Origin of the sequence: Erwinia persicina (assembly GCF_014838825.1) — a bacterium.
Taxonomy (GTDB): domain Bacteria; phylum Pseudomonadota; class Gammaproteobacteria; order Enterobacterales; family Enterobacteriaceae; genus Erwinia; species Erwinia persicina_A.
Genome location: NZ_JACYMO010000014.1, coordinates 40,308 through 54,275, shown reverse-complemented (window position 1 = coordinate 54,275; position 13,968 = coordinate 40,308). Strand labels below are relative to the sequence as shown.

General features: G+C 56.7%; 11 protein-coding genes and 1 riboswitch. Of the genes, 8 read left to right on the top strand and 3 right to left on the bottom strand.

The features are described 5' to 3' along the window. Positions 1-68 precede the first annotated feature (68 nt). Complete coding sequence (gene panS, locus IFU29_RS21055) at positions 69-983, bottom strand: ketopantoate/pantoate/pantothenate transporter PanS (protein ID WP_062748362.1); 915 nt, start codon at positions 981-983, stop codon at positions 69-71. Between the two features lie 214 nt (positions 984-1,197). Beyond that, positions 1,198-2,550, bottom strand: a complete 1,353-nt coding sequence (gene lysC / locus IFU29_RS21050) for a lysine-sensitive aspartokinase 3 (RefSeq protein ID WP_191935627.1) — start codon at positions 2,548-2,550, stop codon at positions 1,198-1,200. Positions 2,551-2,641: 91 nt separating this feature from the next. Beyond that, positions 2,642-2,831: riboswitch (Lysine riboswitch) on the bottom strand. A 369-nt stretch (positions 2,832-3,200) separates the two neighbouring features. Here lysC and pgi point away from each other — a divergent pair. The 8 genes from pgi to ubiA all read left to right on the top strand — a co-directional run bounded on the left by pgi (position 3,201) and on the right by ubiA (position 11,404). Next, positions 3,201-4,844 (top strand): glucose-6-phosphate isomerase, encoded by a 1,644-nt coding sequence (gene pgi / locus IFU29_RS21045; RefSeq protein WP_191935626.1) that lies wholly within the window; start codon positions 3,201-3,203, stop codon positions 4,842-4,844. A gap of 650 nt (positions 4,845-5,494) precedes the next feature. Then, positions 5,495-5,761 (top strand): exopolysaccharide production protein YjbE, encoded by a 267-nt coding sequence (gene yjbE, locus IFU29_RS21040; RefSeq protein ID WP_191935625.1) that lies wholly within the window; start codon positions 5,495-5,497, stop codon positions 5,759-5,761. A 77-nt stretch (positions 5,762-5,838) separates the two neighbouring features. Continuing rightward, entirely contained in the window at positions 5,839-6,486 is a 648-nt protein-coding gene (locus IFU29_RS21035) for a YjbF family lipoprotein (protein WP_062748351.1), read from the top strand. Beyond that, on the top strand, positions 6,483-7,238 hold the full coding sequence (locus tag IFU29_RS21030; protein ID WP_191935624.1) for a capsule biosynthesis GfcC D2 domain-containing protein: 756 nt from the start codon (positions 6,483-6,485) through the stop codon (positions 7,236-7,238). Before IFU29_RS21035 ends, IFU29_RS21030 begins: the two co-directional genes overlap by 4 nt. Beyond that, positions 7,238-9,331, top strand: a complete 2,094-nt coding sequence (locus tag IFU29_RS21025; protein ID WP_191935623.1) for a YjbH domain-containing protein — start codon at positions 7,238-7,240, stop codon at positions 9,329-9,331. Before IFU29_RS21030 ends, IFU29_RS21025 begins: the two co-directional genes overlap by 1 nt. A gap of 146 nt (positions 9,332-9,477) precedes the next feature. Continuing rightward, complete coding sequence (psiE, locus tag IFU29_RS21020; RefSeq protein ID WP_062748345.1) at positions 9,478-9,894, top strand: phosphate-starvation-inducible protein PsiE; 417 nt, start codon at positions 9,478-9,480, stop codon at positions 9,892-9,894. A gap of 105 nt (positions 9,895-9,999) precedes the next feature. Further along, positions 10,000-10,533, top strand: a complete 534-nt coding sequence (gene ubiC, locus IFU29_RS21015; protein WP_191928029.1) for a chorismate lyase — start codon at positions 10,000-10,002, stop codon at positions 10,531-10,533. Position 10,534: 1 nt separating this feature from the next. Next, on the top strand, positions 10,535-11,404 hold the full coding sequence (gene ubiA, locus IFU29_RS21010; protein ID WP_191935622.1) for a 4-hydroxybenzoate octaprenyltransferase: 870 nt from the start codon (positions 10,535-10,537) through the stop codon (positions 11,402-11,404). Between the two features lie 47 nt (positions 11,405-11,451). Here ubiA and plsB read toward each other — a convergent pair whose 3' ends face one another. Further along, entirely contained in the window at positions 11,452-13,875 is a 2,424-nt protein-coding gene (plsB, locus tag IFU29_RS21005; protein WP_062748385.1) for a glycerol-3-phosphate 1-O-acyltransferase PlsB, read from the bottom strand. Positions 13,876-13,968: the final 93 nt, after the last annotated feature.

Here is a 13,968-nt window from a genome sequence, read left to right as displayed (position 1 = left end):
CGCCGCCACCTTGCCTTCAGCCTGACTACCGCCTCCCGGCGGCAGTCAGGCTAACCGTTACCGGGAAGTTATTTCTTAATCGGCTTACCGGACCAGTAACCCGCCAGCAGCGAGCCGGACAGGTTGTGCCAGACGGAGAACAGCGCACCCGGCAAGGCCGCCAGCGGCGAGAAGTACATCTTGCCCAGCGCCGCCGCCAGACCGGAGTTCTGCATTCCGACTTCCAGCGCCAGCGTGCGGCAGGTGGACTCATCGAAGCCAAACAGCTTGCCGCCCCAGTAGCCTCCCAGCAGGCCAATAGCGTTATGCAGGATCACCGCGACAATCACCATCAGGCCCACTGAACCGATAAAGCTCTGGCTGCCCGCGACCACGGCGCTGATAATCAGCAGGATACACACCATCGAAAACGCCGGCAGGTAAGGCTCCACGCGTCTGACGACGCCGTTCAGCGTATGGTGGATCACCAGGCCAAGACCGATCGGAACAACGACAATCTTCACAATACTCAGCAACATTCCGACCACGTCGACCTGAATATGGGTATCCACGTAGAATTTGGTCAGCAGCGGGGTGGCGAAGACGCCCACCAGGGCCGAAACAGAAGAGATGGTCACCGACAGGGCCACATCCCCCTTCGCCAGGTAGATCATCACGTTTGACGCCGTGCCGCTGGCCACGCTGCCCACCAGAATCATCCCTGCCGCCAGGTCCGGTGGCATATGAAACAGTTTTGCCAGGCCCCAGGCTGCCAGCGGCATCACCAGGTAGTGCAGGAAGGTCCCGGCGACCACCGGTGCCGGCCGGGTCAGAACGCGTTTAAAATCGCCGACGTTCAGCGTTACGCCCATACCAAACATAATCAGCATCAGCAGATAGGGCACGTACGGCCCCATGCCGGTGAACGTGGTGGGGGTGTAATAGGCAGCGACAGAGAGCAGGACCGCCCAGAGTGGGAACAGTCGGGTGACAGTGGCGAGCATAGCCGTGGATCCTTATAAGCGTTATTGATGAAGCGGAGAAAATTGCCATAGCACAGGATAATGAACAGGAGATCATAGCATTAAAAACGGGGTGAAAAGTCAGCGACATTGGCGTGATATAAAGCAGAAAACCCCACCGCAGTGGGGTTCAGGCAGCACAGCGTTCTTCTACTGCGTCCGGCGAAAAAAAACCGGGCCTGGCCCGGTTTTGCAATTACTCGAACAGATTGTGATGCAGCGTCTGCACGACTTTTTCAGCGTCGTTACCGGGCACCAGGAAGCAGAGGTTATAGCTGCTGGCCCCGTAGCAGATCATGCGCAGGTTAAACGGATCCAGGACGCCAAACACCTCTTTACCCACGCCGCAGGCCTGCGAGAGCTTGTTGCCGATAATGGCAATTAACGCCAGGTTCTCTTCCACTTCCACCCGGCACAGCGAAGAAAGTTCAGTCAGCAGGGCCTGGGTCAGCAGACTGGCCCCCGTCGAGGTTGAACCGGTGGTATCCAGCGTCAGCGCCACGCTCACTTCTGAGGTGGTGATCAGATCGACCGAGATTTGATGGCGCGCCAGAATGCTGAACAGCTCGGCGAGGAAGCCGTGGGTGTGCAGCATACTCAGGCTGTGCAGGGTTAACAGGGTCTGCTTGCGGCGCAGGGCCAGCGCACGGAACAGCGGCGGGTTCTCTGTTTTATTACTGACAATGGTACCGCCCGCCGCCGGATCCTTGCTGGAGCCCACAAACACCGGGATATCACGGCGTACTGCCGGCAACAGCGTAGCAGGGTGCAGCACTTTGGCACCAAAGGTCGCCATTTCAGCGGCTTCTTCGAAGGTAATGACATCAATCCGTTTCGCGGCAGGCACCACGCGCGGGTCGGTAGTGTAGATACCCGGTACATCGGTCCAGATATCAATCCGTTGCGCATGCAGCGCTTCACCCAGTAGCGCAGCGGTATAGTCGCTGCCGCCACGGCCCAGCGTGGTGGTGCGGCCTTGCTCTTCACTGCCAATAAAGCCCTGGGTGATGACCAGCGCTTCCGCAATGCGGGGTTGCAGCTGGCTGGCGGCCAGCCCGGACAGCATGCTGACGTCCGGCTCGGCTCGGCCAAAACGGTCATTGGTGCGCATCACTTTTCGCACGTCAAACCATTCTGCCGCCACGTCACGCTGGCGCAGGATCTCAACGAACAGCAGCGTCGACATCAGTTCACCGTGGCTGACCAGTTCATCGGTCAGAGCGGTCGAGGTGGCCAGCGCGGCGGCTTCGGACAGCATGGTGATGTTTTCCAGCATGCGGTCGATTTCGTCACGGATCACCGCGGGCTGATCCAGCGCGTCGATAATGGCGTACTGAATTCGGCGGATCTCGTCCAGCAGGAACGCACGTTGCTCCTGTAGCTGGCCCGCCGCCAGCTCAACCAGCAGATTGGTGACGCCTGCGGAGGCAGACAGGACAACCAGACGCACATCGGGATTAGACAGCACCACATCGGCGCTGCGGTTCATAGCTGTGTAGTCAGCGACACTGGTGCCGCCAAATTTCGCCACGATCAGATTTTGAGACATTACGATGACTACCTTCGTGTCAGGATTTATTCCATCAGCTTGGCACAAGGGAAGAACGCAACGGGAGAGGACGTAGAAGAAAGGCTACGCGTCACCCAGAAGCGCCCCACCTCGCCGCCCGACTACCGGACGTTGCTGGTGACAACCCAGAGGATTCAGCCCCTGCGGTCGATATGCCCCACTCCGTGTGGTTAATACCTCGGCGTCGCTCCCCATCATGCGTTATCAAAGGATACGGTTCCTCCAACACACTGCCTGGGCGACGCGCCTCTTCTGGCTTATGCGGTGCATAAGTTGCGCATAGGAATATCGGGTTATGGTGCGGCTGTCAACGCCTGTCGGCCGATGATTATTCATTTTCGTTATGATCGGTACGGTATCACCCACGCTAATCACTTTTGCTACAAAAATCACCGTTTAGACCCTAAGCGTCAATTCTTATAAGCCATGTCCGGGCTATAATTTTTACCCGGAAAAGGGTATGAATAGTCATACTTATATCCCCTGGCGGGATCGTCCGCACCGCCGGATACCGAATCGTGGCGGGATGATAGCTGTAACCTGTTGCAGGAAGAGGGGAGCCGAACGCCCGTAACAGGTAAGATATCGTCCGGTCTGACTGACTGTTCTTAAATAAAAAGAGTGTTGCTATGAAAAATATCAATCCGACACAAACCGCTGCCTGGCAGGCACTGATCCAGCATTATGAACAAATGAAAGATGTTCAGATTGCTGACCTTTTCGCTAACGATGCCGACCGGTTTGCTGCCTTCTCTGCCACGTTCGACGATCAGATGCTGGTGGACTTTTCGAAAAACCGCATCAACCGCGAAACCCTCGATAAACTGCTGGCGCTGGCCAAAGAGACCGACCTGCAGGGCGCAATCAAGTCGATGTTCTCTGGGGAAAAGATCAACCGCACGGAAGATCGCGCGGTCCTGCACGTGGCCCTGCGTAACCGCAGCAACACCCCGATCGTGGTTGACGGCAAAGACGTCATGCCGGAAGTGAACGCCGTGCTGCAGAAGATGAAAGGCTTCTCTGAGCGTATTATCGGCGGCGAGTGGAAAGGTTTCACCGGCAAACCGATCACCGACGTGGTCAACATCGGCATCGGCGGATCAGATCTGGGACCGTTTATGGTCACCGAAGCGCTGCGTCCGTTTAAAAACCACCTCAATATGCACTTTGTCTCCAACGTGGACGGCACGCACATTGCCGAAACGTTGAAGACCCTGAGCCCGGAAACCACCCTGTTCCTCGTGGCATCAAAAACCTTCACCACACAGGAAACCATGACCAACGCCCACAGCGCGCGCGACTGGTTCCTGACCTCGGGTCATCAGGAAGACGTAGCGAAGCACTTTGCTGCGCTGTCGACCAACGGCAAAGCCGTCGCTGAGTTTGGTATTGATACCGACAACATGTTCGAATTCTGGGACTGGGTCGGTGGCCGTTATTCCCTGTGGTCGGCTATTGGCCTGTCTATCATCCTTTCCGTTGGCTTCGAAAACTTCGAAAAGCTGCTGGACGGTGCGCATGCGATGGATCGCCACTTTGCCGATACGCCGGAGGAGAAAAACCTGCCGATCCTGCTGGCGCTGATTGGCATCTGGTACAACAACTTCTTCGGTGCAGAAACCGAAGCCATCCTGCCTTACGACCAGTATATGCATCGTTTTTCTGCGTACTTCCAGCAGGGCAACATGGAGTCTAACGGTAAATACGTTGACCGCGCCGGGCACCCGGTGACTTACCAGACCGGCCCGATCATCTGGGGCGAACCTGGCACTAATGGTCAGCACGCGTTTTATCAGCTGATCCACCAGGGCACCAAACTGGTGCCGTGTGACTTTATCGCGCCTGCGGTCTCCCATAACAAACTGGGCGATCATCACAGCAAGCTGCTGTCGAACTTCTTTGCGCAGACCGAAGCGCTGGCGTTTGGCAAATCGCGTGAAGTGGTAGAAAAGGAGTTTGCCGATGCCGGACAGGACGCGCAGTCCGTCGAACACGTCGCGCCGTATAAAGTGTTTGAGGGTAACCGTCCGACGAACTCCATCCTGCTGCGTGACATCACGCCGTACAGCCTGGGTGCGCTGATTGCCCTTTACGAGCATAAGATCTTCACTCAGGGCGCTATTCTTAACATCTTCACCTTCGACCAGTGGGGCGTTGAGCTGGGCAAACAGCTGGCTAACCGCATCCTGCCAGAGCTGGCGAGTGCGGAGCCGGTCGACAGTCATGACAGTTCGACCAACGGTCTGATCAATCGTTATAAATCCTGGCGCTAACCGCCAGGGGCGTGGGCGGCTTTTCACCTGCCGCCCCGTCGCATTGACCGGCACGGTGTCCGGCGCTGACCCCCGATTTCTGGGGGTTTTTTATTTTCTGGAAATAACTGGACCTGGTTGACAGTGCCGTGTTTTTCTCACCATTGCACTGCGGAGGCCGGGCGGCTCTCCCCCGGCTGATTCTGTGGCCTTTTTTCCACCCCAAAGATGAGTAAAGTGGCCGGGTCAGGGATGGGCTTATTCCTAAAAGCATCGTAAAAGATCGTATTTCGAGGCAGATAATTCTTAAATAAATGGCGCATTAATGGTATAAAAACACGAATAACCTATCAATTATCTCTCTGATTTTTAATGTTTTATTCAAATAATTTTGCAACTTAATCATGCAACGTCACGCTAATCCTCACTACCCGCCATTTTAAGCCGCACTTCCCCCGAATCCAGTAAACATTGGTATTAATCTCTGTTAATCGACTTTTCTCAGTCATATGTGTTAACACTTAACCTTTTTTTAGGGTTTTATCAACACGCCTCGCCATGCCATGACGTTCCGCCCGCTGCGCTGCTTTCTGGAAATTAATTCCTCATACTGGAGTCGCTAGGCACCATCCAGGTCCTGGTATCCATTCATTTAATGAAGGGAAAGTGTGATGAAAAAAGTCATATGGGCTACTGCAGCCATAGTGTACTTAGCGAGTGCAACTGGCGCGTTTGCCGCTGAAGCTGCTGGCGCTCCACCGGTGGAAGCCGGTGCTGCTGCTGGTGCTGATGCAGGTTCAATGTCAGCTGGTGCGACAACTGCTGTGGGTATTGGTGCCGTTGGCGCGCTGGCTGGCATTGCGCTGGCCGCAAGCAGCGGCGGAAATGGTTCCAACACCGGAACCACGACCACCACCACCACAGGCACGACCCGCTAAGTACAAAAATTAATCATAACCACACATTTGTGTGGTTATTTTCCGCCTTGTTCTCCTTTGCTCAGGGACACTCACAGTTGCGAAACCTACCACTTCTGCTGCTCTGCCTGCTGCTTCAGGCCTGTACACAAACGCAAAAAGGATTGGGTGAAACCGTCAAGCTGGCCTTTCTCGGCGCTGACGACATCCAGATGACTAACGAACAAATCGACGCGATGCCTTATGCCAGCATGTACCTGCGGGTCAACGGCGGCCAGCAGATCTTTGTGGTGCTGGGCTTCAATGAAGACGGACAGCAGAAATGGATCACGCGCGATAAAGCGATGCTGGTCACCCGGCACGGTCGCCTGGTCAAAACCCTGGGCCTGGCGGATAACCTCAATGACGTCAGTCAGCTGGAAAACGACCCGCTGCGTGATGCGCTGCGCCTGACCGAGGGTGCCAGCTGGACCCGAACGCTCAGCTGGACGCAGGACGGTAAACCTCAGGCGGACACGGCGGTTTCCCACTTCACGCGGGGGAAAGACGAGGTGCTGCAAATTGGCGGGCAGGCTGTTGCCTGTCGCGTCTGGCAGGAAGAGGTAACGACGGCGGAAAATGGCCGTTCGTGGCGCAATACGTTTTGGGTAGATATGTCCAGCGGGCAGGTGCGTCAGGCACGGCAGACGCTGGGAGCCGACTACCTTCCTGTTGAATTCACCATTCTGAAGCCTGCGAAATCATGAAAAAATTAACCCTTATTCTCGCAGGGATGGTGGCATCGCTGTCGCTGCACGCTCAGGCCGATGGCCGGGTGAATATCTTTTATCCCGGGCAGACGCAGCCGGTTGTGGTTGCCCACGCGGCGAATCTGTCACAGCTGGTCACCAGCCCGGCACTGATGGAAAAAACGTGGTGGCCGGGAACGGTGATCGCTGAACGACAGGCGACCGCTGTCGCAGTACAGCAGCAGCAACAGCTGCTGGCGCGGCTTCAGGCCTGGCGCGATGCACTGAAAAGCGACAATGATGCGCAACAGGCCGCCGTGGTTGAAAACGTGCGCCAGCAAATTGCCGGAATGAAGGTGACAGGGCGGCAGAAGGTCAATCTGGACCCGGACTGGGTACGGTTACGTCCCCAGGCCAACCGCACGCTGCAGGGGGAGTACAGCGTGTATACCCTGGCAAAACCGACCTCCATTACCCTGGCGGGGGCGGTGGAAAAAGCAGGTAAAACCCCGTGGGCAGCGGGACGTTCCGCCGTTGAGTATCTGGATGCACACCCGCGCATGAGCGGCGGTGAACGCAACATCGCACAGGTGATCTCCCCCGGGGGTGAGGTGACCGACGTGCCGGTGGCGTACTGGAACCGTCGTCACTACGAGCCACAACCGGGCAGCATCCTCTTCGTTGGCTTCTCCTCGTGGACGCTGCCGGCCGCCTATGCCGATCTCAACCAGCAGATCATTTCTGTACTGACGCACCGGATCCCTGACTGATGAAAAAACGTTATCTTCTCAGCCTGCTGTCACTCTCCGTTGCCTGTGCCTGCCAGGCTCAGGCTGCTACGTATCCGGACCCGATTGGCCCGTCTCAGTCTGACTTTGGCGGCGTGGGTCTGATGCAGGTGCCGACCGCGCGTATGGCCAAAGAGGGCGAGTTCAGCCTTAACTACCGCTATAACGATCAGTACCACTTTTACTCCTCCTCGGTGCAGCTGTTCCCGTGGCTGGAGGCCACCATCCGCTACACCGACGTCAAAACCCGGGAATACAGCGCCGTATCCAGCTTCTCTGGCGATCAGACCTACAAAGATAAAGCGTTCGACCTCAAGTTGCGCCTGTGGGAAGAGGGCTTCTGGCTGCCGGAAGTGTCCGTAGGGTCGCGTGACCTCGGCGGTACTGGCCTGTTTGACAGTGAATATCTGGTGGCCACCAAGGCCTGGGGGCCGTTTGACTTCACCCTCGGCATGGGCTGGGGCTACATCGGTAACAGCGGCACCGTCAAGAACCCGTTCTGTTCTGCCAGCGAAAAATACTGCTACCGTGCAGAGGGCAGCGGCACTGCCGGGTCGGTGAGCGGTGGCGATATGTTTAAAGGACCAACGGCTATTTTCGGCGGCATTGAGTATCAGACGCCGTGGCAGCCGCTGCGCCTCAAGATGGAGTATGAAGGCAACGATTATAAAGATGACTTTGCCGGGCGTCTGGAGCAGAAAAGCAAGTTCAACGTTGGGGCAATCTACCGGATTACTGACTGGGCAGATGTGAACGTCAGCTATGAGCGTGGCAACACCTTTATGGCCGGTTTCACCCTGCGCACTAACTTTAACGATCTGCACCAGAATCAGCGGGATACGCCGAAGCCGGAATACAATCCGCAGCCGCAGGACCGCTTCCTTGAGCCCACGCTGACTGCCAACCAACTGACCGACCTGAAGTACAACGCCGGTCTGAATGCGCCGAATATTCAGGTGGACGGCAGCACGATGACCGTCACCGGGGAGCAGTATAAATACCGTGATACGCAGCGCGGCGTCGACCGCGCCAACGTCATTCTTGCCAACCACCTGCCGGAAGGCGTGGATACGCTGCGCGTGACGCAAACGCGCAGCCACATGCCACAGGTCACCACGGAAACCAACGTGGGCAGCCTGCAACGCCAGCTGGCGGGATATCCGCTGGGACGGGAAGAGACGCTTCAGCAGCAGCGAGTTGACCCGCGCGATCCGGGACATACCGAGCAGGGCTTCCGTATCGACGGCGACCGTCTGAGCTACAGCCTGTCACCGGTGCTCAACCAGTCAGTCGGTGGGCCGGAAAGCTTCTACCTTTACCAGGTGGGCGTAATGGCGAACGCCAGCTTCTGGCTGACGGACCACTTGCTGCTGGACGGCAGCCTGTTTGGCAACCTGGCCAACAACTACGACAAGTTTAATTACAACGGTGCACCGGCGGACTCCTCCCTGCCACGGGTGCGTACCCATATTCGCGACTACGTTGAAAATAACGTCTATGTGAATAACCTGCAGGCCAACTACATGCATGAGCTCGGCAACGGGTTCTACGGACAGGTGTACGGCGGCTATCTGGAAACCATGTACGGCGGGGCCGGGGGCGAAGTGCTTTATCGTCCGCTGGATGCCAGCTGGGCCGTGGGGGTCGACGCCAACTATGTCAAACAGCGTGACTGGGACAACATGATGAAGTTCACCGACTACAGCGCCAAGGTGGGCAACATTACTGGTTACTGGCAGCCGTGGTTTATGCGTAACGTGCTGGTGAAAGCCAGCGTCGGGCAGTACCTGGCGGAAGATAAAGGCGTGACGGTGGATATTTCGAAGCGCTTCGACAGCGGTATTACCGTCGGGGCTTACGCCACCAAAACCAACGTTTCTGCGGAAGAGTACGGCGAGGGTGACTTCACCAAAGGCTTCTATATCTCCGTGCCAATGGATGTCTTCAGCGTGTCACCAACCCGCGGTCGTGCGCAGGTGAACTGGACTCCGCTGACGCGTGATGGCGGTCAGATGCTGGGTCGTAAGTACCAGCTGTACGATATGACCACCGACCGCGACGCGAATTACCGTTAAATCCCGACGTTACGGCGGGGCGATCTTTTTTCCCGGTCGCCCCGTCATGCGGTGAGCCTCATCGAAATGTTGTGATCTGCATCACACTCAAGCATATTGTTATCCGTCGGCATTCCCGACGGATAACAGTGACTTTGAGGTGTATCATGACGTCCCAGGAACGTAACACGCCCGCCACCCGGCTGGCCTTTGCCCTGCAAATGGTTTTAAACACCGGCCTGATTGTGCTGGCCTGCATTCTGATCATCTTTCTTGGCAAAGAGACCATCCATCTGGGTAACGTGCTGCTGAATACCGGCGAGCAGACGTCGTCTTATCTGCTGATCGAAGGTATCGTGATTTACTTCCTCTACTTTGAGTTTATCGCGCTGATCATTAAGTATTTCCAGTCTGGCTACCATTTCCCGCTGCGCTACTTTGTCTATATCGGCATTACGGCGATTATTCGCCTGATCATCGTCGATCATAAAAACCCCTTTGATACCCTGGCTTATGCCATCGCCATCCTGATCCTGGTGATCACCCTGTGGCTGGCAAACAGTAACCGCCTGAAGCGCGAATAAGACTGTAAACGCGCCATAAATTCACGGCTATTTGCCCGGCTTTGATAGGTTTGCCGCCAGGGTCTGCGTTACACTGACGCATCGAAGATTTTGCGGAGAAGTGTTATGGCTGAGAACGCGCTGTCGCAATTGCGCGCGATCAACTGGCTGCCGGATTCATCCCCTCTGTTAACGGCCCCCCTGCTTGACTGGCTGATGGAAGTCGATTCCATGACGCGTCGCTTTGAGCGTCACTGCCAGGCGGTGACGGTGAACCTGCTGCGTGAGGGATTTATCAGTGCGCAGGAAGCGGCAGAGGATAAAGATATCGTGCTGCTGCCTGCCGAGCCGCGTTACTGGCTGCGGGAAATTGAACTCTGCGGCGACGGCGTCCCCTGGCTGGTCGCCCGCACGCTGGTGCCGGAATCCACCCTCAACGGCCCCGAACAGAAGCTGCAACAGCTGGGCACGGTACCGCTGGGCCGCTATCTTTTTGCCTCTTCAACGCTGACGCGTGACTTTATTGATGTTGGCCACAGCGACACGCTGTGGGGCCGGCGTTCGCGTCTGCGTCTGTCAGGCAAGCCACTGTTACTGACCGAACTGTTTTTACCTGCCTCCCCGCTCTATGCCAGCGTGGCGGCAGAAGGGGGAGCATAGCGTGGAGAAGAGCGTGCCAATGAGTAAGGTGGCGGCCTACAGCCGTCTGATGCGTATTGATAAACCGATTGGTTCACTGTTGCTGCTGTGGCCCACGCTGTGGGCGCTGTGGCTGGCAGGAAGGCAGGCACCACCGCTTAACGTGCTGCTGGTATTTGTGCTGGGCGTGTTTTTCATGCGTGCGGCGGGCTGCGTGGTGAATGATTTTGCTGACCGAAAAATTGATGGCTTTGTAAAGCGCACCCGTGAGCGCCCGCTACCCAGTGGCGCGGTGACCCCGCGTGAAGCCAAACTGCTGTTTGCCGGCCTGGTGCTGATCTCCTTTGCGCTGGTGCTGACCATGAATAGCATGACCATCTGGCTGTCGCTGGGCGGCCTGGGGCTGGCCTGGCTGTATCCGTTTATGAAACGCTACACTCATCTGCCGCAGGTGGTTCTGGGTGCGGCCTTTGGCTGGGCGATCCCGATGGGCTGGGCGGCGGTCAGCGAGAGCGTACCGCTGACCTGCTGGCTGCTGTTTCTGGCCAATATCTGCTGGACGGTGGCCTACGACACCCAGTATGCAATGGTTGATCGTGATGACGACCTGAAGATTGGGGTGAAATCCACCGCCATTCTTTTTGGTCGTTACGATAAGCTGATTATTGGCCTGCTTCAGCTGGCCACGCTGTGCCTGATGGCGCTGGTGGGCCGGCAGCTGCATCTCAACGGTATCTTTTACTGGTCGGTGCTGATAGCAGGGGTGTTCTTTGTCCATCAGCAGAAGCTGATTGCCAGGCGGCGTCGTGAGCTGTGCTTTAAGGCGTTTCTGAATAATAACTGGGTAGGATTGGTACTGTTTATTGGCGTGGTACTGGGTATCGGAGGGTAAACGGCAAGGCCGATCCGCTACGGGATCGGCCTGCTATCCTTGTCGTATCAGTCGAGCTCTACCGCACTCTCAATGGTCATTCTGACGTCCTGAGTGATCAGGTCGGCCAGCAGCTGGTACACCTGCTGTGTCTGTTCAACCTGGGCATCACCGGAATCACTGATATAGCCTTCATCCCGCAGCGTTAACACCAGCGACGTAAACACTGCCTTATCGAAGAACTCCGGCGCATTAATGCCGTGCAGAACGGACAGACGCTGTGCCATGGTCCGGCTCTCTTTTTCCAGCGTTCCCCGGTTAATGGCCGGTTTTGCGCTGAGAATCGAGAAGGTGATTGAATAGCGTTGCAGGGTTTCACGAACGCCCGCTGCCAGCAGCTGCAGGGTACGGAAACGACCGGCACTGAGACGCAGGCTGCTCTCTTCGGCCACCAGGAGCCCCTGACGGGCCATTTCTGCCACCAGTGAGTCCAGCACCTGCGCCAGCTCATCGCTGTTCCAGCGCAGGAACAGTTCGCTCTTCAGCATCGGATAAATCACCGTGACCTGACGCAGCAGTTCGGCGCGGCTGATTTCGCGATGCTGCATCAGGATGGCAGCAATCAGCGAAGGCATCACCAGCATATGGTGAATGTTGTTGCGGTAATAGGTCATCAGTACCGCCTGCTCGCGCGGCAGCACCACGATCTCACCGATGCTGTCCTGCTCCAGCTCGAACTTGTTCATACTCAGCGCATGTTCCAGCATCGCCTCCGGGGTCATATCCGGTACGGTTGAGTCAGGCGAGTAGGGGACGTTGCGCAGCAGCTGTACGTAACAGTCGAGCTGTTCGGTCAGCTGTTCACGGGTCATGGAGCGCTGACGCGAGGCCAGCAGGGCGGTCACGCACAGGTTCATGGCGTTGGCCGCCCCGGCATTGTTAATCCGCACCATCACTTTCTGCGCGATGTCGTTCACGGCTGGGGTCAACCATGCCGGGCGCTGCGCCTCAATCGGATCGATAGCATCACGCCACTCCGGCACCTGATTATTCAGGTAAGCAATCAGCGGCAGCGGTTCACCAAAGTTGACATAGCCCTGGCCCAGGTTGCGCAGCTTACGCAGCCCGCGCACCATCGACATAAAGCCCTCTTTCTCTTTTGTCGCGCCGCGCAGCTCTTTCGCGTAGGTGCCCACTTCCATCACGTGCTCGTAGCCGATATAAATCGGCACCAGGGTAATAGGGCGATTGCCACCGCGCAGCATCGCCTGGATGGTCATCGACAGCGTGCCGGTTTTCGGGTCCAGCAGGCGGCCCGTGCGTGAACGGCCCCCTTCCACGAAGTACTCAACGGAATAGCCACGGGTGAACAGTTCACCCAGGTATTCGCGGAACACCGTGGAATAAAGCTTATTGCCCTTAAAGGTACGCCGTATAAAGAAGGCGCCCAGGCGACGGAAGATCGGACCGGCAGGCCAGAAGTTCAGATTGATACCGGCGGCGATATGCGGCGGCACCAGCCCCTGGTGATATAGCACGTAGGAGAGAAGCAGGTAATCCATGTGGCTGCGGTGACAGGGAACATAGACAATTTCATGCCCGTCCTGCGCCAGCTGCCGCACACGTTCACCGCCGTTAACATTGATTCCCTGGTATAATTTGCTCCAGGTCCAGCCCATGATGCGGTCGGTCAGGCGAATCGCTTCGTAAGAGAAGTCAGCGGCGATCTCTTCCATCAGCTCAACGGCATTCTGCTGGGCTTTTTCATGGGAGATCTTTTTGCTGCGTGCCTCATCCTCTACCGCTTTGGCGATAGCCTTGGACTGCAGCAGCTTGTTGAACAGGTCCTGACGTACCGGCAGGCGCGGACCGACGGCGGCCAGACGCTGGCGGGCGAAGTGCATTCTGGCGACGCGTGCCAGCTTCTGGGCAATGATTTTATCGGTGCCGTGTTCGGTCGCCATATGGCGCAGTGACACCATCGGCGAGAAGCGCACGAAGCTGTCGCGGCCCAACCAGAGCACGGCAAAGAATTTCTGAATGCCGTTCAGCATCCGCAGATGCGGCTGATCGTCACCCTGAACTTCGCGGCCAGGTGCACGGCCAAACATCACCGATACCGGCACCATCTGCACATCCAGTTCGGGATGGTTACGGTGCAGGTCGAGATATTCGTGGAACAGCTTGACCGACTGCAGATTCGGCACAAAATACGGGAATACGCGTGGGCCATCATGGATAAACACATGACGGGGCAGGACCGTGCCGTCAATCTCCAGCGGTTCCAGGGGATCGGGAAGGTCCTGTTTGCGACACTGCTCACGCAGGGCAAGGAGATCCGCCTTTGAATCATAAGGCAGCACATACATAATAGGACGCGACGTATCAAGCCCCAGTTCGGCAACCGGTTCAGCCGGGATTGCCTTACTTTTTACCAGTAATTTAACTGGCAGATTCAATAAGTTATAATATAAATTACGCCAACCTGACATAGACAACATGAAGCCTCTTGTTAGCAAAGCGCCGCAAGCATACCAGAAAGCGCCAACAGAATCTGTGGTGTTGAAAAACCTGTAGTTCCACTC

What these genes read in the sequence shown, in the direction of transcription:
- panS (WP_062748362.1), bottom strand. Translation starts at nt 983, where the DNA reads ATGCTCGCCACTGTCACCCGACTGTTCCCACTCTGGGCGGTCCTGCTC.
- lysC (WP_191935627.1), bottom strand. Translation starts at nt 2,550, where the DNA reads ATGTCTCAAAATCTGATCGTGGCGAAATTTGGCGGCACCAGTGTCGCT.
- pgi (WP_191935626.1), top strand. Translation starts at nt 3,201, where the DNA reads ATGAAAAATATCAATCCGACACAAACCGCTGCCTGGCAGGCACTGATC.
- yjbE (WP_191935625.1), top strand. Translation starts at nt 5,495, where the DNA reads ATGAAAAAAGTCATATGGGCTACTGCAGCCATAGTGTACTTAGCGAGT.
- IFU29_RS21030 (WP_191935624.1), top strand. Translation starts at nt 6,483, where the DNA reads ATGAAAAAATTAACCCTTATTCTCGCAGGGATGGTGGCATCGCTGTCG.
- IFU29_RS21025 (WP_191935623.1), top strand. Translation starts at nt 7,238, where the DNA reads ATGAAAAAACGTTATCTTCTCAGCCTGCTGTCACTCTCCGTTGCCTGT.
- psiE (WP_062748345.1), top strand. Translation starts at nt 9,478, where the DNA reads ATGACGTCCCAGGAACGTAACACGCCCGCCACCCGGCTGGCCTTTGCC.
- ubiC (WP_191928029.1), top strand. Translation starts at nt 10,000, where the DNA reads ATGGCTGAGAACGCGCTGTCGCAATTGCGCGCGATCAACTGGCTGCCG.
- plsB (WP_062748385.1), bottom strand. Translation starts at nt 13,875, where the DNA reads ATGTCAGGTTGGCGTAATTTATATTATAACTTATTGAATCTGCCAGTT.